18 protein-coding genes are annotated in these 21,565 nt (G+C 64.1%); 4 read left to right on the plus strand and 14 right to left on the minus strand.

The features are described from left to right. The first annotated feature begins 139 nt into the window (after positions 1–139). Positions 140–844 (plus strand): alpha/beta hydrolase, encoded by a 705-nt coding sequence (locus EMB92_RS02540; protein WP_150393671.1) that lies wholly within the window; start codon positions 140–142, stop codon positions 842–844. A gap of 118 nt (positions 845–962) precedes the next feature. Here EMB92_RS02540 and EMB92_RS02545 read toward each other — a convergent pair whose 3' ends face one another. From EMB92_RS02545 to EMB92_RS02575, 7 genes are all read right to left on the minus strand, one after another. Beyond that, positions 963–1,721 carry a DUF4391 domain-containing protein gene (locus EMB92_RS02545; RefSeq protein WP_150393672.1) on the minus strand — a complete coding sequence of 253 codons (759 nt, stop codon included), beginning with the start codon at positions 1,719–1,721 and terminating at the stop codon, positions 963–965. Next, a complete protein-coding gene (locus EMB92_RS02550; protein WP_190973529.1) occupies positions 1,718–2,614 on the minus strand; it encodes an HAD family hydrolase in 897 nt (298 codons plus the stop codon). Before EMB92_RS02550 ends, EMB92_RS02545 begins: the two co-directional genes overlap by 4 nt. Before the next feature lie 64 nt (positions 2,615–2,678). Next, positions 2,679–5,795, minus strand: a complete 3,117-nt coding sequence (locus tag EMB92_RS02555) for a bifunctional [glutamine synthetase] adenylyltransferase/[glutamine synthetase]-adenylyl-L-tyrosine phosphorylase (RefSeq protein ID WP_150393674.1) — start codon at positions 5,793–5,795, stop codon at positions 2,679–2,681. A gap of 45 nt (positions 5,796–5,840) precedes the next feature. Further along, positions 5,841–6,104, minus strand: a complete 264-nt coding sequence (locus EMB92_RS02560) for a hypothetical protein (protein ID WP_150393675.1) — start codon at positions 6,102–6,104, stop codon at positions 5,841–5,843. Between the two features lie 110 nt (positions 6,105–6,214). Further along, the gene (gene mmsB / locus EMB92_RS02565) at positions 6,215–7,432 is read right to left on the minus strand and encodes a multiple monosaccharide ABC transporter permease (protein WP_107044493.1); all 1,218 of its coding nucleotides are present in this window, start codon (positions 7,430–7,432) and stop codon (positions 6,215–6,217) included. Next, complete coding sequence (locus EMB92_RS02570; RefSeq protein ID WP_140444668.1) at positions 7,432–8,985, minus strand: sugar ABC transporter ATP-binding protein; 1,554 nt, start codon at positions 8,983–8,985, stop codon at positions 7,432–7,434. Before EMB92_RS02570 ends, mmsB begins: the two co-directional genes overlap by 1 nt. A 101-nt stretch (positions 8,986–9,086) precedes the next feature. Further along, positions 9,087–10,247 carry a substrate-binding domain-containing protein gene (locus tag EMB92_RS02575; protein ID WP_107044495.1) on the minus strand — a complete coding sequence of 387 codons (1,161 nt, stop codon included), beginning with the start codon at positions 10,245–10,247 and terminating at the stop codon, positions 9,087–9,089. A 291-nt stretch (positions 10,248–10,538) separates the two neighbouring features. Here EMB92_RS02575 and EMB92_RS02580 point away from each other — a divergent pair, with 291 nt between their 5' ends. From EMB92_RS02580 to EMB92_RS02590, 3 genes are all read left to right on the plus strand, one after another. Beyond that, positions 10,539–11,729 (plus strand): ROK family transcriptional regulator, encoded by a 1,191-nt coding sequence (locus EMB92_RS02580; protein WP_150393676.1) that lies wholly within the window; start codon positions 10,539–10,541, stop codon positions 11,727–11,729. Between the two features lie 122 nt (positions 11,730–11,851). Next, a complete protein-coding gene (locus EMB92_RS02585) occupies positions 11,852–12,724 on the plus strand; it encodes an ATP-binding cassette domain-containing protein (RefSeq protein WP_150393930.1) in 873 nt (290 codons plus the stop codon). Positions 12,725–12,810: 86 nt separating this feature from the next. Next, positions 12,811–13,170: a hypothetical protein gene (locus EMB92_RS02590; protein WP_150393677.1), complete on the plus strand. Its 360-nt coding sequence runs from the start codon at positions 12,811–12,813 to the stop codon at positions 13,168–13,170. A 3-nt stretch (positions 13,171–13,173) separates the two neighbouring features. Here the strand turns inward: EMB92_RS02590 and metF are convergent, their stop codons facing one another. The 7 genes from metF to EMB92_RS02625 all read right to left on the minus strand — a co-directional run bounded on the left by metF (position 13,174) and on the right by EMB92_RS02625 (position 21,528). Next, entirely contained in the window at positions 13,174–14,025 is an 852-nt protein-coding gene (metF, locus tag EMB92_RS02595; protein ID WP_150393678.1) for a methylenetetrahydrofolate reductase [NAD(P)H], read from the minus strand. 206 nt (positions 14,026–14,231) lie between these two features. Further along, complete coding sequence (gene metE / locus EMB92_RS02600; RefSeq protein WP_150393679.1) at positions 14,232–16,535, minus strand: 5-methyltetrahydropteroyltriglutamate--homocysteine S-methyltransferase; 2,304 nt, start codon at positions 16,533–16,535, stop codon at positions 14,232–14,234. Positions 16,536–16,784: 249 nt separating this feature from the next. Then, positions 16,785–17,342: a SixA phosphatase family protein gene (locus EMB92_RS02605; protein WP_043167691.1), complete on the minus strand. Its 558-nt coding sequence runs from the start codon at positions 17,340–17,342 to the stop codon at positions 16,785–16,787. A 130-nt stretch (positions 17,343–17,472) separates the two neighbouring features. Further along, positions 17,473–18,528, minus strand: coding sequence for a tRNA (adenine-N1)-methyltransferase (locus tag EMB92_RS02610; protein ID WP_150393680.1), 1,056 nt, complete (start codon positions 18,526–18,528; stop codon positions 17,473–17,475). Positions 18,529–18,637: 109 nt separating this feature from the next. Continuing rightward, positions 18,638–19,447, minus strand: a complete 810-nt coding sequence (locus tag EMB92_RS02615) for a transporter substrate-binding domain-containing protein (protein WP_190973530.1) — start codon at positions 19,445–19,447, stop codon at positions 18,638–18,640. A gap of 21 nt (positions 19,448–19,468) precedes the next feature. After that, positions 19,469–20,419 carry a magnesium transporter CorA family protein gene (locus EMB92_RS02620; protein WP_150393682.1) on the minus strand — a complete coding sequence of 317 codons (951 nt, stop codon included), beginning with the start codon at positions 20,417–20,419 and terminating at the stop codon, positions 19,469–19,471. Between the two features lie 263 nt (positions 20,420–20,682). Further along, a complete protein-coding gene (locus EMB92_RS02625) occupies positions 20,683–21,528 on the minus strand; it encodes a histidine phosphatase family protein (RefSeq protein WP_150393683.1) in 846 nt (281 codons plus the stop codon). Between the last annotated feature and the right edge of the window lie 37 nt (positions 21,529–21,565).

Consider the following 21,565-nt stretch of genomic DNA (forward strand, 5'->3'; position numbering starts at 1 on the left):
CAATCCGAAGTTATTCGAATAACTGAATCATCGGCGTGTACAAACGTACATATCGATGTGTCTCGAGAAACCTGACGTCTACATTGCCTACACTGGAGACGGACCGGAAACGACGTCTATGAGCGAAGGAGGATCGACGATGCAGTTGCGCATGACCAGTCAGATCAATGTTCCACAGGCAGTATCGCCGTTCGACGACCGGCTGTTCGTCATGTTCCACGGGTACGGCAACGACGAGCGTGAGATGATCCGCATCATCGACGCGGTCTACGCCGTCGGCGATCTCGACAACGATAGCGACAACGGCGACGGCTCCCCCGACGACACCGGACCGCACCCGACCGCCACGACCGTAACCGCCACCCCAAGCTATCTCTCGTTCCGAGGCACCTACGACCGACCGTATATGGGCGGCGCCTACTGGTATCCGGACGGCTGCGGGGTCGAGGAGCGTCGCCGTGCATGCACGGCCGTCGGCGAGGCGCTGGTTCCGCTGCTCGACAACCCGCTGTTTGCCAACCGTCGCAAGATTCTCATCGGCTTCTCGCAGGGCGGCTACCTCTCCTATCGGCTCGTCCTCGAGCATCCGGACACATTCGACGAGGCCATCCTCATGAGCCCGTCATTCAAGGGCGAGGAAACCGCCCAGATCGACTCCCCCACCCGGTTCCTGCTTGCCTACGGCTCCGAGGACCACACGATTCCGCTCGACGATCAGCGCAACGCCCGTCGCGTCCTCGAAGCGACCGGACATCTCACCTACCGCGAGTATGCGGGGATGGGCCACGCGATCCGCGACGAGGAGATTCACGACATCCGCACGTTCCTCACGGACGCGAAGTGACGCGCCCCAAAGCCCCGGTCCTCCAAGGCTTCCAAAGCCGCCGAGACAGGCCGAGGACGCAGGACCCGGCAGGGCCGGCCCACCCGGAGACCCCGGACCCCTGGACCACCACCTCGGCTCACTCCTCCATCTGCGCGATCTGCGCTCGCACCTTGTGCAACTTCGCGTAGATCTCGTTGCGCTGCGCGGGGTTCTTCGCGCGCTGGTGGTCGCGTGAGAGCTTCGACTCGTCGGCCTTGAGCCGGGCAAGCAGGTCACGCCGCGCGATGCGCGCATCAAGGTCCGCGCCATCCGCGTCCCCCAGCACGGCCTGCGCGCACAGCGAATGCCACAGCGCGTCCATCGTCCGGGGCACGGCTTCCGCGCCAGCGGCCTCGGCAACTCCGATCTCCAGCTGCGCCTCACCCGCGGGCATCCACTGCCCCGCATACACCTTCGCGACGGCCGGACGCCCCGGCTTGACCGGCACGGCACGGCGTACCGCGAACGCGCACTCCTCGCGTGTCGCACCTTCGAACGGCACATCCCGCACGCACACGAACACGATGCCCGACTTGCTGCGGATCGACGAGATGAGCTCGACGATCTCGGCCGGCACCACGTCGGTCTTGCCGGTGAGCTTCAGTCCGATGACGAGCACCTCCGGGATCCTGCCGCCGTCCGCCTCGAGCCCGGTGTTGGCCGGGCGCATCAGCGCGAGCATCGTGATCGACTCGACCTCCGTGTTCAGCCGCTGCTTCAGTTTGGCGGAGATCGGCAGTTTGAGGAACATCGCCTTGGGCAGCACGCCTTTGGCTTCAGGCACCGCCATCGACGTGGGCAACCCCAGCGTCAGCGCGGATACGGATCCGCAGTGGGCAACGGCAACAGGCATCATCGACCGTCCTTCCCATCGGTTTCGGCATCATCACTCCGGGCATCCCCGTCGCCGATCAGCCCCAGAGTGCGGAATGCGTTGGCGAGGCCGTCGTCGTGGATGTCGGTGGTGACGAGGTCGCAGAAGTCCTTGATGCCGTGGATTGCGTTGCCCATCGCAACGGACGTGCCGGCGGCCTTGAGCATCGCGGTGTCGTTGTCGCTGTCGCCGATGGCGATCGTATCGGCAATGTCGTAGCCAAGTCGGGCCGCCACGTCGCGTACGGCGGTGCCCTTGTCTACGCCGTTGATGAGCAGTTCGCCGTTGTTCGCCGAGATCCTGTCGTACGAACCATGAACGGTTTCGAACCAAGGAGAGAGGTCCCGCTTCGTCTCCTCGAAACTCACCTCGGGATGATCGCCGAGGATGAAGTACGATCCCTTGCACACGTGGATCACATGGCCGAGCGTGGAGCCCTCCGGAATCTCGATCTGGTCGAGGCGATGCCAGAATCGAGCGAACTCGCCGCGGTTCCACGCCGATCCCTTCTCCTCGAGATGACGGCGATAGCCTTCCGAGATGTACATGCCATCGGGGCCCTGCCACTGGTAGGCCTCGATGTGATGCTCGCGGAAATACCTGTCGGCTGCGTCGATCGCCTCCGGGGAGACGAAATGCTGGAACAGTATCTCGTCTCCCATGTTCGCCTGCGCACCTGCGACCGACACCACGCCGTCGAATCCAAGGTCGAGGATGCTCTTCTCGATCTTCGGGATGGAACGTCCGGTGCAGATGAACAGCCTATGACCGTTCCTCTGCGCCTCACGGCATGCCTGAACCGCCGAATCGGGCACGATGTGTCGTTCATCGGCCAGCGTGCCGTCGATGTCGATGAACACCAGTTTGCTGGACACCACTTGTTCTCCTTCCCACGACGGAAAAACTCCTCGACACCCCGATAGTGGCACCGAGGAAAGGTCAGCGGCCGTAGAACAGCCGTTCGGTCACCTCACGGGCCTTGCGCATCACGGCGAGCAGATCGTTCTCGAAATGCTGTCCGCGATTCGCATCGTATCCGAGATACACGGCGATGCCGCCGAGCGAGTACATGTCGTCGGGCAGGATGTCCGCCTGACGCGCACGTCCGCTCCACAGGTAGTTGCCGTTGCGCGCGGCCGTGCACATCGTCCACGCGCGACGCAGGGTGAACGCGTCGGCCTTGGAGATGATCTTGCGCGCCTCGAGCACATCGAGCGCCGGCAGCGTGCCGTTGACACGCAGGTCGGCGATGTCGCCTGCGTGTTCGAGCTGCATGAGCTGCACGGTCCATTCGACGTCGGACAGGCCGCCCTTGCCGAGCTTCAGGTGCCGATCGCGACGCACGCCTCGCGGCAGTCGTTCGGCCTCCATGCGGGCCTTGAGCTTGCGGATATCGCCGATCTCCGTGTCGGTTAGGTCCACGTGCGGGTAGCGCAGCGGGTCGGCGATGTTGGTCAGGAAGTCGCGTGCGAGATCGACGTCGCCGGCCGCGTACCTGGCGCGCAGCAGCGCCTGATGCTCCCACGTGCTCGCCCACGAACGGTAGTACTCCTCGCAGGAGGCGTAGGAGCGCACAAGCGGGCCGTTCTTGCCTTCGGGACGCAGATCCAGATCGAGTTCGATCTGCGGCTCCAGCGTGGTGGGCCCCTGCAGGATGGCGCGCAGGTCCTCGATCACCTTGCGCGCGAACAGGTTCGCCGCGCCCTCGTCGACGTCGCCGGAACCGATCGGAATCGGACGGTAGATGAGGATCGCGTCGGCGTCGGAGCTGAAGTTGACCTCTCGTCCGCCGTAACGTCCCATGCCGATGACGGCGAGCGCGGCCGGCGCCGACGTCAGTGCCCCTTCTCGCACGCGACGGCGGACCGCCCATTCGAGCGACGCCTCGATGATTGCGTCGTACACGTCGGTCATGCCCTTGAGGCTTGCGGCGTCGTCCATCACGCCGCTCATCCACGCCAGTCCGATGCGTTCGATCTCGTGTCGGCGCATCGCGCGCATCGAGGTGGCGAAGTCGTTGATGTTCTCGACGTTGCGTTCCAGCGAGGAGCGGCATTGCACGTCGAGGCTCTCGCGCGTGCGGGCCTTGAGCCGATCGTCGTCGCCCAGCCAGGTGACCGATTCGACCGATTTGTTGAGTGCGTCGCCGAGGAAGCGTGAGTTGGACAGCACGTGGCACAGACGCTGCGCCGCGGAGTTGGAGTCGCGCAGGAAGCCGAGGTACTCGCTTTCGGTGCCGAAGTGCTCCTCGAGCTTGCGCCAGTTGAGCAGACCCATGTCCGGGTTCTGCCCTTGTCCGAGCCATTCGAGTACGGCGGGAAGGATGATGCGGTTGATCTTGGCGGCTCGTCCAATGCCGGCGGTGAGGGCCGCGACGTGGCGCATGGCGGCGTCCGGGTCGCCGAAGCCGATGGAGCTGAACCGCTCCTGCGCGGCGGTCTTGCTCAGGTCGATCTGATCGTCCTCGAGCTGCGCGGAGACGGGCAGCATCGGGCGGTAGTAGATGTCCAAGTGCAGGTGGCGTACCTCGCGTCGGGTCTCGTCGTAGCGTTCGACGAGCTCCTCGGGATGCATGCGGAAGGCGCGGGCCACGCGGCGCAGCTCCTGGTTCTGGTTCAGCTCGTCGACGTCGACGTCGCGCTTGCGTTCGAGTCCACCGAGGTTCGCCGTGGCGCCGAGGTCGGGGAACAGGTGGGTGCGCTTGAGCCCCCACATCTGCTGGCGGTGTTCGAGCACGCGTTCGAAGCGGTAGTCGGCGGAGAGCTTCGCGGCCTGCTTGCGCGAGACGTAGCCGCCTTCGGCGAGCCTCGCCAGCGATTCGAGCGTGGAGCGGGTGCGCAGAGTCTCGTCGGAGCGTCCGTGGACGAGCTGGAGCATCTGCACGGTGAATTCGACGTCGCGCAGGCCGCCGAGCCCGAGTTTGATCTCGCGGTCCTTGAGCGGCGCGGGGATCAGATCCTCGACGCGTTTGCGCATCTGCTGGCAGTCGTAGACGAAGTTGTCTCGCTTGGAGGCGGTCCATACGAACGGGCGGGTCATCTCCATGTATTGGCGGCCGAGTTCGGGGTCTCCGGCGACGGGACGCGCTTTGAGCAGCGCCTGGAACTCCCAGTTCTCGGCCCACTGCTGGTAGTAGCCCTCGTGCGATTCGATGGTGCGCACGAGCGGACCGTCCTTGCCTTCGGGGCGGAGCCCTCCGTCGATCTGCCACAGGGTGGGTTCGGCGACGCCCATGATGATGGACTGGCAGACGCGCTGCATCGTGGTGGCCATCTTCGTGCCGGTGCGCAGCAGCTCCTGCCGCCCGATCTCCTTGTCGGCCGGTTCGACGGCGTAGATGAGGTCCACGTCGGAGACGTAGTTGAGCTCCTGTGCGCCGAGCTTGCCCATGCCGATGATGACGAAGCGCACGTGTTCGCTGCCCTTGACCTCATGGCGGGCGATCGCGAGCGCGCCTTCGAGCGCCGCGTCGGCCAGATCGGACAGGCTGCGGCTGATCGTGGGCTGGATCGCGCACGGGTCGGCGGCGGTGGCGTCCTGCGCCATGATGGCGGCGAGCTGACGACGGTAGGTGCCACGCAGGGCGGTGGCGGCGTCGGCGAGTTCCTTGGTGGCGACGGGGGCGGTCGGATCAGCCGGATCGGCGCCGACGGCCTTCAGGACGTGGGCGCGGCGCTGCTCACGCGTGTACAGGTGGCTGTTGCAGGCGTCGGTGGAGGCCGCTTCGACCAGTTCGGGGCGGAAGCGCATGAGCTTGCCGAGCTCGTCGGAGACGCCGAGCACGGTGATGAGCCGTTCGAAGGCCGCGGCGTCGGGCACCATACGGTCGAAGTCGCGCCCCTGGCTCTGCACGGCGTTGGTGATGCTCACGAGATTGGCGAGCGCGCCATCGGGGTCGCACGCCTCGGCGAGCGCCTTCAGGACGAATCGCAGACGGTCGGACGGCACGCCATCGGCCCTGAGACGGTCGAACATGCCGCGGGCTTCGTCGAGGTTCTGCAATCCCGCTCGGATCAGGTCCATCGCGGATGGCTGGAAGGCGTCACTTGCGTTCATACTTAGCTAATGTACACGGAAAAAACGCGGCGCTCCGGCGTTGTGTCACCTCCGGCGGCCGGCGTCGCCGTTCTTGCCATCGTCATTCGCGCCGTCGTCCTCGTCATCCTCCTTGGCGTTCCACCCGCTGATGGCGTTGTATCCGGTCCATCCGATGACGACGAGCAGGCACAGCGAGAAGATGATGGTGGCCCAGTTGGTCAGGGAGCCGTCGGCGTTGGCTTCCATGAGCGACTGGACGAGCCAGACCACGCAGGCCACGCAGGTGAGCGCGTAGAGGCGCGCGGTCGATTGCTTGTTGAGTTTCATGATGTGCGGTTCCCTTCTGATACGACGAATGGGGTCCGCGCCCCGGGACCGAAAGCCCCTGTAAGCGCGGACCCCATTCTAGGAGGAGGAGCGGGATGAAGTCAGGCGGTTCAGCTCTTCTTCTTCTTGGACATGATGTCCACGGCGACGGCCAGCAGGAGCACGAGGCCCTTGATGGTCTTGACGACCGCGGTGTCGACGCCCATGATGGACAGACCCTGGTTGATGACGCCCATCACGAAGGCGCCGACCACGGCGCCCGGGATGGTGCCGATACCACCGGTGACGGCCGTTCCACCGATGAAGCAGGCGGCGATGGCGTCCATCTCGAACTCCATACCGGCCTGGGCGGTCGCGGAGGCGAGGCGGGAGAGCATGCACACCGCGGCGACGGCGGACAGGAAGCCCATGTGGACGAACAGGAGGAAGTCCACGCGGCGGGTGTTGATGCCGGAGAGGATGGCGGCCTTGCGGTTGCCGCCGACGGCGTACACGTGGCGTCCGAACACGGTCTTGGTCAGAATGAAGTTGTAGATGAACACGAGCACGCCGACGATGACCAGCATGATCGGGGTGCCGCCCTGATCGGAGTTGCCGGAGGATGCGAGCAGGTAGGTCACGAAGATGATGACGATGGTGGCGATCACGATCTTGAGGATCGTCAGGCTCATCGGCTCGGGCACGAGTCCGACCTTGGCGACGCGGGCGCGCTTGCGCAGCTGGCTCCAGGCGAAGGCGGCGATGCACAGGATGCCGAGGACGATCGTCAGGCCGTCGAACGGACCCCACCAGCCGAGGACGTTCGGCAGGTAGTTACGGGCGATGCCGCGGAACTCGAGGGAGGTGATCGGGACGGACTCGCCGACGATGACGGTGGCGAGACCACGGAAGATCAGCATGCCTGCCAGCGTGGTGATGAAGCCCGGGATGCCGACGACGGCGACCCAGAAGCCCTGCCAGACGCCGACGATGAGGCCGACGATCAGGGCCACGAGGATGGCGACCATCCAGTTGACGCCTTGACGTTCCATGAGCAGGGCGCACACGCCGCCGATGAAGGCGACCAGCGAGCCGACGGAAAGGTCGATGTGCGTGGCGATGATGACCATCACCATACCGATGGCCAGAATGATCACGTACGCGTTCTGCTGGATCAGCGACACGAAGGAGTTCGGCTTGAGCAGGACGCCTCCGGTCAGGATCTGGAACGCGACGACGATGACCAGCAGCGCGCCGACGATGCCGTACTGGCGGGCGTTGTTGGCGACGGTGGCCAGCAGGCCGACCTTCTCTTCTTTCTTAGCAGGTGTTGCGGTTGCGGCGCTCATCAGGCTGCCACCTCCCTTTCCTTGGTCATACCCTTCATCAGGTATTCCTGGGTGAATCCATTCTTCTCAACATTGTCGGTGACGACACCGTAGGAGACCGTGTAGATGCGGTCGCAGATGCCGATGAGCTCGGGCAGCTCGGAGGAGATCACGATGACGGCTTTGCCGGCGTCCGCCAGCTTGTCGATGATCTCGTAGATCTCGTACTTCGCGCCGACGTCGATGCCTCGGGTCGGCTCATCGAGGATGAGGATGTCCGGCTGCGAGATGACCCACTTGGCGAGCAGCACCTTCTGCTGGTTGCCGCCGGAGAGGGTGGAGACGTTCACATCGATGTCGTGGCACTTGATGTTGAAGTCCTTGCGGTACTGCTCGACTTCCTTGCGCTCGATGTTGTCGTCCATCACGCCGTACTTGCTCATCTTCGTCAGGCTCGCCAGCGAGGCGTTCTCGCGGATGTTCTGCAGCAGGTTCAGGCCGTTGCCCTTGCGGTCCTCGGTGGCGTAGGCGAGGCCCGCGTCGATGGCGGACTGCACGTTGGGCAGGTGGACCTCCTTGCCCTTGACGAACACCTTGCCGGAGATGTTGGAGCCGTAGGAGTGCCCGAAGATCGACATCGCCATCTCGGTGCGGCCCGCGCCCATCAGGCCCGCCAGTCCGACGATCTCGCCGGCGTGCACGTTGATGTTCGCGTGGTCGACGATGACGCGCTCGGAGTCGAGCGGGTGGTGGACGGTCCAGTTCTCGACGCGCAGGAACTCGGCGCCGGGCTTGTTGGAGGGGTGGTCCGGGTACAGGTTGTGCAGCGGGCGGCCGACCATCTTGCGGATGAGCTCCTCCTGATCGAGCGGCGTCTCCGGCGTGACGTACATGACGCCGACGGTGGAGCCGTCTCGGATGATGGTGACGGTGTCCGCGATGGCGGCGACCTCGTTGAGCTTGTGCGTGATGATGATGCTCGTCACGCCCTGCTTGTCGCGCAGCTGGCGCACCAGGTCGAGCAGGTGGGCGGAGTCCTCGTCGTTCAGGGCCGCGGTGGGCTCGTCGAGGATGAGCAGCTTCACGTCCTTGGACAGGGCCTTGGCGATCTCGACGAGCTGCTGCTTGCCGACGCCGATGTCCATGACCTTGGTGTCCGGGTCCTCGGGAAGGCCGACGCGGTCGAGCAGCTTCTTGGCCTCGGCGCGGGTCTCGTCCCAGTCGATCACGCCGCCCTTGGCGCGCTCGTTGCCGATGAAGATGTTCTCGGCGATCGACAGGAACGGGCTCAGGGCGAGCTCCTGGTGGATGATCACGATGCCGTCGGCCTCGGAGTCGTTGATCGTGTGGTACTTGCATTCCTTGCCGTCAAAGGTGATCCTGCCGGAATAGCTGCCGTAGGGGTAGACACCCGAAAGCACGTTCATCAGGGTCGATTTGCCCGCGCCGTTCTCGCCGCAGATGGCGTGGATCTCGCCACGCCCCACTTCGAGGTTCACGTTGGTGAGCGCCTTGACCGGTCCGAACGTCTTCGTGATGTTCTCCATCGTCAAAATGGTGTCATTGTCTGACATGTCATCACTCCTCGTTCACAGTGCTGGTTTCATGGACATGCGGCGCATAGTCGGCCCATGCGCCGCATGTCGTTGGGATTCGTGGGAATCTTTTCGGGACGCTACTTGGTCAGCTCGTCGAAACGATCCTGGGTGATGTAGTTGGCCTTGACGAGGTCGTCGAGGTTGTCCTTGGTGATGTTCTGCGGGTCGAGGAGCTTGGACGGCACGTCGATGTTGTTGTTGTTGAACTTGCCGTTGATGCCCGAGACCTCCTTGTTCTCCGCGATCTCGACGATCATGTCGTAGACGGCGTCGGCGAGCTTGTTGACGTCCTTGAAGACGGTCTCGCCCTGCTTGTCCTTGGCGATGTTGGCCACGGCGATCTCCATGGCGTCCTGGCCGGTGATGTAGGGCCAGGTGTCGGTGCCGGGCTTCATGTCCGGACGCTTGGACTCGATGGCGTTGATGACGCCCTGGGCGATGCCGTCGTACGGGGTGAGGACCGCGTCGAGCTTCTCACCGTGCGCGTAGGTGGAGTCGAGGATGGACTCCATGTCCTTCTGCGCCTGCTCGGTCTTCCAGCTCATGACGGAGATCTTCTGCCAGTCCTCGACGGTGAAGTCCTTGGTCACGCCGCCCTGGCCGTGCTGGGACGGGGAGACGAGGACGCCCTTCTCGAAGTACGGCTGGAGGAGGTCCCATGCGCCCTTGAAGAAGTACTTGGCGTTGTTGTCGTCCGGGGATCCGGTAAACAGCTCGATGTTGAACGGGCCGGTGGCGCCCTTCTCGAGACCGAGCTTGTCGATCAGCCAGGTGGCCTCGAGCACGCCGACCTGTTCCAGCTGGAAGGTGGCGTAGTAGTCGACGGCGTCGGTGTTCATGATGAGGCGGTCGTAGGCGATGACCTTGGCGCCGGCGTCGCGGGCCTTCTCGACCGCGGGGCCGACGGCGGTGCCGTCCTTGGAGGCGACGACGACGATCTTCGCGTCGTTGTTGACCATGTTCTCGATATCGGCGTTCTGCTGGGCCGGCTTGTCATCGGCGAAGGAGAGGATGACCTTGTATCCGGCCTTCTCCAGCTTGGCCTTGAGGTTGTTGCCATCCTTGTTCCAGCGTTCCTCGGACTTGGTCGGCATCGAGATGCCGATGGTGGCGCCCTTCTCGATCTTCGAGTCGCCGCTGGCTGCCTGTCCGGTACGGCTTCCGCCACCGCAGGCCGCCAGACCCGCCATCATGGCGACGCCGGCCACCAGGGCCACGATCTTCTTGGTGAGCTTCATGTGATCTCCTTCTTCATTGAGGGCGGGTGAACAACCGCTGTTCCCCCGAACCTTGGAATTTCCTTAGGTTCATGTAACAGAATACCAAGTTGAGTTAGGAAGTCAAACTCAAAAACTATGTTTGCGATCTCTTGAGTTTGATACATGAATCCAATGGCGGAAATCCGCCATTCCAAGCACACAGGAACGCGACACGCCGCACGCGGCGGCCACAATGCGACGGTGCCACGGCACAGGACGCCCCACCCCTCCCGGCGTCACGGCCGTATGGTTCGACTACACTGAGACGTTATGACAAGACGGTTATTCGGGTCGCAGACCTCCCTGCGCGAGGCCAACCGCGCGAATCTCATGGATAGCCTCCACAGGTTCGGTGCGATGACGCAGGTCGAGCTCGCCGAGGTCACGGGACTGTCGACGGCGACGGTCTCGACGCTGGTCCACCAACTCGTCGACGAGGGCCTGCTGGAGACCAAGGGCACCACGCGCAACGGCCGGCGGGCCACGCTGGTCGCCCTCGCCCGCCATCAGGGCATGGGCATCGGCCTATGGGTCGAACGCAGACAACTCACCCTCGTCTTCGTTGACTTCTCGAAGTCAATCATCGCCAAGCACGTGTTGCCTCTCGCCTTCGGGCACAAGGCGGACACCACCCTCGAACGTGCGATGGTGCTCATCAACGAGACCCTGAACAACATCGACGCCGATGTCAACGAGATCGTCGGCATCGGCGTGGCCGTGGCGGCTCCCGTCGCGACCACGGACCACATGATCGCCATACCCGGCATTCTGCCCGGCTGGGACGGCGTCGACATCGCCTCGCCGCTGAAGACCGCGTTCAACTGCCCCGTCTACGTCGACAACGACGCGAACCTCTCGGCGTTCTGCGAGGCGCGCATGGGCGTCGCCCTCGGCAGGCGCAACTTCGTGTACATCGGCACCGGCGACGGCGTGGGGGCCGGCATCATGATCGGTGGAACCATACTGCACGGCGTGACCGGCCTGGCGGGCGAGATCGGACACATCCAGATCGACCCTCTCGGCTCGATCTGTGCATGCGGCAACCGCGGATGCCTCAACACCGTGGTCTCCGAAGACCGCCTCGTCCAGCTGCTGAGCGTCACGCACGGCAACATGACGCTCGACGATCTGGTCGCCAAGGCCAACGACGGCGATCCGGGATGCCGACGCGTCATCTCCGACGCCGCGGTGCGCATCGGGCAAGTGGTGGCCGATCTGTGCATCAGCGTCGACCCGGAGATCGTGGTGCTGGGAGGCAAGCTGGCGCTGGCCGGAGAGACGTTCTCACGGCCGTTCGACGAAGCGCTGCAGCGCATGCTGTTCCCGGACGCGGTCTCCCCCATCGACGTGCGGGTGTCGGATCATCCGATAGACGGAGCGGCGCTCGGCGGAGCGCTGGTCGCCATCGAGTACTCGGACCGCAACATCGCCGCCGCCCCAGCACAGTCCAAGGCGATTTGAGATCGGGACCGACTATGGTTGATGCACGAATCGGCAATCGCACATGCGGGCAGTCCGCGGAGGACACACGGATGACAGACGGGAATGGGAACGGTCACGTATCTGGCACGGATCGCACCGGCATGCACAGGACCGGCGGCGAGCCGCCCCTGCTGAGACTCGAGGACATCTGCATAAAGTTCGGCTTCGTCGAGGCGCTCAAGTCAGTGAACCTCGACATCAACCGGCAGGAGGTCGTCGCCATCGTCGGCGACAACGGCGCCGGCAAGTCGACGCTCGTCAAGATCATCGCCGGGTTCCTCCAACCCGGCTTCGGGCATATCTATCTCAACGGCGAGGAGGTGACGATCCCCTCGATCCGTGCCGCGGACCGCATAGGCATCGCCTCGGTGTTCCAGGGCCAGGAGTTCTGCGACAACCTCAACGTGGCGGCCAACCTGTTCCTCGGCAAGGAGGTCAACATAGGCGGCGTGCGCGACGACGAGGAGATGAACTCCCGCGCCCGCTCGGTGCTCAAGACCCTGAGCTCGGCGATCCGCGTGGGCTCTCCCATCGCGTCCCTGTCCACCGGTCAGAGGCAGACCGTCGCGATCGCACGCACCCTGCTCAACGACCCGCAGCTGATCCTCCTTGACGAGCCGACCGCCGCCCTGTCGGTGATGCAGACCGCCGAGGTGCTCTCGTACATCAAACGGCTGCGCTCCGAAGGGCGCACCGTGGTGATGGTCTGCCATGATCTGCCGGACGTGTTCGCCGTGTCCGACCGCATCGTCGTCATCCGTCAGGGGCGCATCTCCGGCGTGCATCGCACGGTGGAGACCTCGTACGAGGAGATCATCGCCGAGATCGCGGGCGTCGCGACCGAACACGAGTACGAGGAGATCACCGAAAGCCCGAAGTACGGCAACATGGTGCGCGAGCGCAAGCTCATCGACCGCACGATGAGCGCCGCATTGGACCGGAATGCCAAAGGGTACTGGGCCGGCAACGAATAGGGAGTCAATGTCCGGCGTGCCCATCCCGGTGGGTTAGACTGGGACGCAGCTCGCCGGTTCACACGATACAAGGGAGTCGATTCGTCATGAGCAGTCTGGAAATCACGGTCACCGTCATCGTCGTGATCGTCTCGGTGGTGATCGGCCTCTACTTCGGCCTGATTCCGCTGAGGGTCGAGGAGACCACCGAGGAGCAGAACAAGTACTCGCAGGTCCTCGGTATCATCGGCGTCGGCCTGGTGATCGTCCTGATCTTCACCAAGCAGGACTTCGCCTCATGGGCGGCGATCTTCGCGATGCTGGCCGGCGTGCTCATCGCCAAGATCCCGCCGCTGCACCGCTGGGGGCTTGAGCAGTTCCCGTGGATGGCCCCGGCCAAGCCGAAGAGCCCGTTGAAGCGTGCCAAGCCCGCCGGCAAGGGCGCCGGCGGCAAGAAGCGCAAGTAACGGTCACTCCGCGGTCTCGAACAGGGGACGCACGTTACGCCAGATGCGGCGCGTGGTGGCGGGGCGGTTCATCGTGTACAGGTGCACGCCGTCGATGCCGTGCGCGACCAGATCGGTGATCTGCGCCGACGCGTAGTTGATGCCGGCCTCGCGCAGCGTGGGCACGTCGCTCCCCCATCGCTCGAGCAGCGACTCGACGTCCTTGGGGATTCGCGTGCGGTTCTTCGCCGCCATCGAACGCAGCGACTTCGCGCCGTTGATCGGCATGATGCCCGCCTCGATCGGCACGTCGATGCCGGCGGCGCGCGCCTTGTCGAGGAAGCGGTAGAAGTCCTCGTTGTCGTAGAACAGCTGGGAGATCAGGTGCGTGGCGCCGGCATCCACCTTCTCCTTGAGATGTTCGATGTCCTCATCGATCGACTCGGACTGGATATGCCCCTCCGGGTAGCAGGCGCCAAATACCTTGAGATCGGGCTTGCGCGCACGGATGTAGCGCACGAGGTCGCTGGCGTGTTCGAACACGCCAACCGGTTCCTCGCCGTCGATGTAGTCGCCGCGCAGGGCGAGCACCGCGAAGACACCCGCGTGCTCGAACATCTCCAGCGCCTCGTCGATCTTCGCCTCGTCCGAATACAGGGCGGTCAGATGCGCCACCGTCGGAATGCGGTATTCGTTGCGGATCGTGTTGGCGATGCGCGCCGTGGCCGTACGGTCGGCGTGCGTGCCGTGACCGTAGGTCACCGAGATGAAATCGGGGTCAAGCCCCTGCAGCCCGTCCAGCGTGTCGTAGATGGTGCCCACCGGAGCGTCCCTCTTCGGCGGAAACACCTCAAGCGAAAACATCGGCTTATGCATTGTTCTTCCCTTCCCTTTCCTCGGCGCGTCACGCGCCACAAATCACGCACCCGCGCGACACACAGGCACCATACCCACGCAACAGAGGCTGGGCGTTGCATGCGATGCGCGACCGTAGGCTTGGCCGAACGGCCTTGAGTGTGTCGCGTATCGCATGCAACGCCCAGCCTCCCCCGCTGGAACTATCGGAATCTATTCAGCTATCTTCACGCGAGCTTGGCGCGCACGGCCTTGGCGGCGGCGACCAGATGCTCGAGGCTCGGCCAGGTCTCCGCGTCGCCACGGGTCTTGAGGCCGCAGTCCGGGTTGATCCACACCTTCTCGACGTCCATCTTCTTGAGGATCTCGTAGATGCGCTCCTCGATCTCCTGCTCGGAGGGGATGCGCGGGGAGTGGATGTCGTAGACGCCCGGGCCGGCCTCGGTCTCGAAGTTGGCCTCGTGGATGGCGTCGAGCACGACCAGATCGCCACGGGACGCCTCGAAGGAGATCACGTCGGCGTCCATCGCGTCAATGTCGCGAATGATGTCGTTGAACTCCGAGTAGCACATGTGCGTGTGGATCTGCGTGGTCGGCTTGACCGCGGAGTGGACCAGACGGAACGCCGGAACGGCCCAGTCGAGGTACTTGGAGTGCCAGTCGGTCTTGCGCAGCGGCAGCTTCTCACGCAGCGCGGCCTCGTCGATCTGGATGACCTTGATGCCGGCGGCCTCGAGGTCGAGGACCTCGTCGCGGATGGCGAGGGCGAGCTGCTTGGTCTGCTCCTCGTGGGTGATGTCCTCGCGCGGCCAGGACCAGTTGAGAATGGTCACCGGGCCGGTGAGCATGCCCTTCATGACGTGGTCGGTGCGGCTCTGCGCGTACGCGGACCATTCAACGGTGATCGGCTTGGCACGGGAGACGTCGCCCCAGACGATCGGGGGCTTGACGCAGCGGGTGCCGTAGGACTGCACCCAGGCGTTCTTGGTGAACAGGAAGCCGTTGAGGTTCTGGCCGAAGTACTCGACCATGTCGTTGCGCTCGAACTCGCCGTGGACGAGCACGTCGAGGCCGATCTCCTCCTGATGCCTGATGCAGGCGTCGATCTGGTCCTTGATGAACTGGTCGTACGTCTCCTTGGTGATCTCGCCCTTGCGGAACCTGGCGCGCTCGGCGCGGATCTCGCGGGTCTGCGGGAAGGAGCCGATGGTGGTGGTCGGCAGCAGCGGCAGGCCGAGGGCCTCGCGCTGGAGCTTCTGGCGCTCGGCGCGGGCGGGCTGGCGCACGAAGTCGGCGTCGGTGAGCTTGGAGATGCGCTCGGCGACGGCCGGATCGGCGGACACGCGGGTGCCGTCGAAGAGCGCCTGGTTGGCGGCGAGCGCGGCGGAGGCCTTGCGATCCTCGTCGGAGGCGTCGGCCAGGGTGGCGATCTCCTTGAGTTCGCCGAGCTTCTCTACGGCGAACGCGAAGTGCCTGAGGATCTCCGGCTTGAGGGCGTTTTCGCCTTCGGTGCTGAACGGCACGTGCAGCAGGGAGCTGGCGGTGGAGACGGCAACGTTGTCGGTGACCTGCTTCAGGGCGTCGACGAGGCCGAGGCTCACGGCGTAGTTGTTGCGCCAGATGTTGCGGCCGTTGACCACGCCGGCGAAGATCGTGGTGCCGTCGGCGACGCCGTACTTGGCGACCGCCTCGAGGTTCTCCTCCTTGCCTTCGTTCAGATCAAGGCCGATGCCGTCGAAGCCGAGCAGGTTGACGGTCTCGTACACGTCGGCGATGTGGCCGAAGTAGGTGTTGAGCAGCACCTTGATGCCGCCCTTGCGTGCGGGCAGGATCTTGGCGTACAGGCTCTTGAAGAGCTCCACGTCTCCCGGCTGCTTGTCGAGCACGAGGAACGGCTCGTCGATCTGGATCCACTCGGCGCCCAGCTCGGCGAACTTCGTGATGACCTCGGCGTAGACGGCGGCCACGGCGTTGACGAGGCCCTTGTCGTAGGTGAGCTCCTGGGCGTTGTCGTCGCGGGAGAGCTTGAGGAAGGTGTACGGGCCGATGAGCACCGGCTTGGTGGTGATGCCGAGCTCCTTAGCCTCGTTGAACTCGTCGAAGGGCTTGGTGCCGTTGAGCTTGATCTCGGTGGACGGTTCGATCTCCGGCACGATGTAGTGGTAGTTGGTGGTGAACCACTTCTTCATCGGCAGGGCGGTGACGTCGCCGCGCTCGCCCTGGTAGCCGCGCGACATGGCGAACAGCGTCTCCTCCGGGTTCTCGAAGGAGAGGCGCTGGTAGCGCTCCGGAATGACGTTGAGCAGGATCGCCGTGTCGAGCAGCTGGTCGAAGTAGCTGAAGTCGTTGCTCGGGATCAGGTCGACGCCGGCCTCGGCCTGGATCCTCCAGTGCTTGGCGCGCAGCTCCTTGGCGGTGGCGTGCACCTCGTCAAGAGTGGCGTTGCCCTTCCAATAGACTTCGATGATCTTCTTGAGCTCTCGGTTCTGACCGATGCGCGGGAACCCGGACACGGACGTGAGTGCAGTCATGAATCCTCCATACTGCTTCATTAGCGAAACGGCTTTTCAACCCGCTCAGCCTATCAAACACGTCCTAAAACAAAGTCATCAATGACATGGAAGTGTCGCTATAAATCGGCTTTATACCGCCGTTTCACGCCTCTCTACAGTATGTGAGACCGATCAATCAAGCTGGCAAACGGCATAGTGGACATCATACGCTTGGGGCGCGATGGAGAAACCCATCGCGCCCACATATCGAAACATCAGTCGACAGCATCAGTCGAAGTCGGAGGAGCTCATCACGGCGAGCAGATCGCCGGAATGCACCTGCCACTGGTCGAACGGCTTGTCCGATCCGAAGATCACCACGCCCGCGGTCTGCAATCCCAGATTGAGCAGGTCGAGGCGCTCCGAATCGGAATCGGACGAGGCGATCCACTGGCTGGCGATCGAGACGGTGGGCTCATGGCCGAGCACCATGAGCACGCGATCCTTCTCCTTGGCGTGCGCCAGCTCGTCGAACACGGCCTGCACTCCCCCCTCGTACAGGCTCTGGTGGTAGTCAACCTTGGGCTTGTCGCCGAAGGTCTTGAGCATCTTCGCGCAGGTCTGGCGAGCCCGGGTGGCCGCCGAGCAGGCGATCACATCCGGGTCGAGCTTCATGTCCGTCAGCCCCTTGGCGACCTTCTTGGCCTGCTTGAGCCCTTTGTTCGTCAGTTCACGGCCGTAGTCGCCCTCCGCATGGAACGGCTCGGCCTTCGCGTGACGCATGATGATCAGGATGTGGTCGTACCCCTTGACCCGCTTGGCGACCTTGTTCGGATTGACTCCCATGACAGCTCCCCTCGGACTTATGGCGGATACGCTCATGAACGCCCGCCGACCCCTCGGTCAACGTCAGACCAACATCCGGGAAACAATCGGCGAACACTCATATCCGCAATGCTGACCAATTATAGTCCGGTCAGCCCTCGAGCGCATCGACCATGCGATCAAGATCACGCAGCACCTTACGTAGTTTGCGATCCGAGATATCGCGCAGCTCGAGATCCTCGAGCCGCGCCTCGCGCTCCTCGTCCGTCAGATCGTCCACATCGGTGACGGTGTCCTTGGCTGCGCGCTCCCGCTTCTTCAGGGCGGTGAAGCCCTCGGCCATCGCCCGCGAGACGATGAGGAATCCGGTGTGTCCGATCATCTGATGATCGGGACGCACGGCGAGTCCCTGCGCCTTCCAGCTGCGTTCGAGCGTCTCCTGGATGACCGGTTCGGTCCATACGCCGGCGTCGCGCAGCGCCTCCACCATGCGGCTCATCTGCGTGGTGGTGGTGACGTAGGCCACGATCACGCCGCCGGGTGCGATCACGCGATACGCCTGTTCGAGGCGATTCCACGGATCGAGCATGTCGAGCATGATGCGGTCGTAGTAGTGTTCGGGCAGTCCGGCGGCGACCGAGTCGAAATCCCCGGTCTTCAGGCTCCACCATTCCGGTCGGCGACCGTAGTAGAGCGTCGCGTTGGCCTCGGCCACGCGCGCGAAATCGGGTCGCAGCTCGATGGTGGTGACCTCGCCGCCCTCGCCGACCGCGTCGAGCAGGTTCAGGCTCATCGCGCCGGATCCGGCGCCCGATTCAAGCACGCGGTGACCGGTTCTGATGTCGCCGAGCTGGATGACCTGGGCGATGTCCTTCGGATACATGATCTGCGCGCCGCGGGGCATGGAAAGCACGTAGTCGGCGAGTCGGGGGCGCATCACCGCGTACTGCCATCCGCCGATGGCGCGTGTCGCCTTCCACGGCTTGGCGGCGTCGCGTTCGGGATGCACTTGGTTGATCTGCGCCTCACGCTTGGCCGTGACGGTGGTAACCACCGTCCCCTCGGTCAGTCCGATCACGTCATCGTGCAGGATCAGGCCATGGTCGGTCTGCGTGGATCCTCCGACCACGAGCTGATCGGTGATCTTCTTGTTCCTGCGGTCGGTGAACTGCACCTTCTCCCCCGCCTCAAGCGGACCACGTCGCATCTCGACTCTCCCTTTCTTCCGTTCTCCCTGTGGAACAGGACCGATGAAACCGGCCTCCCATCCTATCCGAGGGAGCAGATTGACGCCGATACGGCATCGACACGGGACGTCAGCGGCCCTCGCTCCATCCCGTCTCGCTCCTGAGCCTGCGCAGAAGGTCCGCATAGGTGCCGTCCTCGCGCATGTCCTTCAATGCGGCATCCACGTTCTGCGCCAGCGTGCCCGCCCCGGACGGCAGGGCGACGGCGTACCGCGTACGCCCGTAGGACACGCCCTCCACACGCACCGTGATATCGGCTCCCTGCGAACGCGCCAGACCGGACAGGATGACATCGTCGCCGGCGATGGCGTCGGCGGTGCCGATCATCAGATCGGTGACGCACTGCGGGTAGGTGTCGCGTTCGCGCGGCAGCGCCTTCGACTGGACGGCGAGCAGCGACTCCCGTGCACCGGATCCCGCGACCACGCACACGTCCCTGCCGGCGAGCGCCGCGGTGCTCGTGATCGTCCCGGCGTCGTCGGGCCGTACCAGCAGTCCCTGCGAGGTCTGCAGATACGGGCCGGCGTAGGCGATGGACGATGAGGTCTGCGGCATCGGCATCGACGCGACGACCATGTCGACGGTGCCGTCGTCCAGCAGATCGAGCCGGTTGGACGGCAGTACCTGCTTGAAGACGATCTGCTTGTTCGCGTACCCGAGCTTCTTGGCGATGTAGCGTGCGACGTCCACTTCGAAGCCCTCGTAGGCCCCGCCGTGCCAACGTGCGAGTCCCGGCTCGTCGGCGGCCACCCCGATCGCGATGGTCGGACCTTCGGGCTGGACGAACGTCCCGGGGGCCTCCCCGCATCCGACCAGTCCGGCGGACATCGCGACGGACAGCAGCGCGGCGCCCACGCGCCGTCCCAATCGTCCCGTCACCCGCATCGTCACCCGATCACGTCACTTGAACATGCGGGAGCGGGTGAGGAACCAGGTGACCACCAGCGACAGGATGATGGAGATGACGATGATGAGCGCGAATCCCCAGGTCTTGTCGGTGAAGGGCATGCCCAGCTGGCCGGGCACGAAGTTCATGCCGTACATCGAGAAGATCAGCGTCGGAATGGACAGCGTGATCGAGATGATCGTGAAGATGCGCATCACGTTGTTCAGGTTGTTGGACACGATCGAGGCGAACGCGTCGGTCATGTTCGCAAGAACGCCGCTGTAGATGTTGGCCATCTCGATGGCCTGCTTGTTCTCGGTGATGACGTCGTCGAGCAGATCCTCGTCGTCCGGATACTGCTTGATGCGCTGCAGCGTGTTGAGCTTCTCCATCACGATCTCGTTCGATTTGAGGGAGGTGGTGAAGTAGACCAAGGTCTTGGACAGTTCCATGAGCATCATGATCTCGCGGTTCTGCATCGAATGGCGCAGCTTCAGTTCGAGCTTGTCGCTTTCGCGGTCGATGATGCGCAGGTACCGCAGGTACATGGTGGCGTTGCGGTAGAGGATCTGCAGGATGAAGCGGGAGTGCATGTACGTGTTGAATCCGCGGATCGTGCCCTCCATGAACGGGTGGAGCACCGGGGTGTCCTGCATGCATACGGTGATGATGAGATGCTCGGTGACGATGATCGACAACGGGATCGTCTCGTACCAGTCGCGTCCGCCGCGTTCCTCGACGGTCGGGATGTCGACGATGACCATCGTGTAGTCGTCCTCGACGTCGACGCGGGAACGTTCCTCGTCATCCAGAGGGGCGCGCAGGTCGGCCAGATCCACGCCGGTTTCGGAGGCGACGGTGGCCAGTTCGACGTCGGTGGGCTCGCTCAGGCACAGCCATGAACCGTTCTCGGGTTTGTCGATACGCTCCACCTGACCATTAATGGTGCTGAACATCCTCAACATCGTCTTCTCACCCGCCTTCCGTGTGCCACGCCTCGCCGCACCGGCGCCTCCCGGCGTCGATATCTCCGTTTTCCCGCCTGCGACGAATCCGCACCCAATGCATGTTCGATACGTTCGTTCGTGTACTTGCGTTCGTGTACTCGGTCGAGCCGATCGCCGGCTATAAAACCTCGTCAAGTCTAGTCCGCGGTCACGTTCGGCGCCACCGCGGCGTCGGGAGAATTCTGAATTCGACATGAATTATTCCACGTGCTCCGTGCACGTCACCACACGATCGGATTCCATGCGGGCATGCCGGGTCCGCGCAACTCGTCGGGACCGTTCTCCCAATCGGCCAGATTCGCGATCTGCGGCGCCTGATTATGCTCCACCAGCTCCCATAGCGGTGCCGGCGCCGGCTCACCGTTGACCGTATAGCGCACCTTGAGCCGGCTCCAGCAGGCGTTGCGCATGGATCCGAGCGCGTTCATCCCATCCGGGTCGATGCCCAGCAGTTCGCTGATCGTGGCGATGATCCATGACCCGTGCCCGACGAGCATCAGCGTGGTGGGGGTTCCGTCGGCGTATGCCGGGTCGGCGAGGATCTCCCGCAACGCGCGCGCACCGCGTTCGCCCAGCGCCCTGCGGCTTTCGACGCCGTATGCGAGCTCGCCTCCCGTATGGTGCTTCCATGAGGCGTATGCGGCGGCGTCCACCGCCTTGATCTGCTCTCTGGTCATGCCCTCCCACGCTCCGAAGCTGCGTTCGCGCAGACGCGCGTCGGGATGGACCTGGAGGCCCAGGATGTCGGCGAAGGCGTGGGCCGTCTGCAAGGCGCGGAACAGGTCGGAGCTGACCACGACCATGCGTTTGCGGGCTGCGGGCGCATCACGGTACTCGTCGATGCTGCTGCGTTCGGCCGCCTGCGGTCCCGGCTGCGCGATCAGCTCGGGCTGCGCGGCGAGCCGGCTGACCTTAGCCCAGTAGTAGCGGCCGGCGAGCGCAAGTCCCGTCTGGTCGGCCTGCCACTGTCCGACGATGTCGAGCGGCACGTCGATCTGCCCCTGCAAACGCCGGGTCAGGTTGTAGTTCGTGCGTCCGTGCCTGAGCATCACCACTTCTTCGATCATCGTCGACACCTTTCGTTCGCTGTCATCCGGGTACGCA

This window comes from Bifidobacterium callitrichos (genome assembly GCF_008698085.1).
Taxonomy (GTDB): Bacteria; Actinomycetota; Actinomycetes; order Actinomycetales; family Bifidobacteriaceae; genus Bifidobacterium; species Bifidobacterium callitrichos.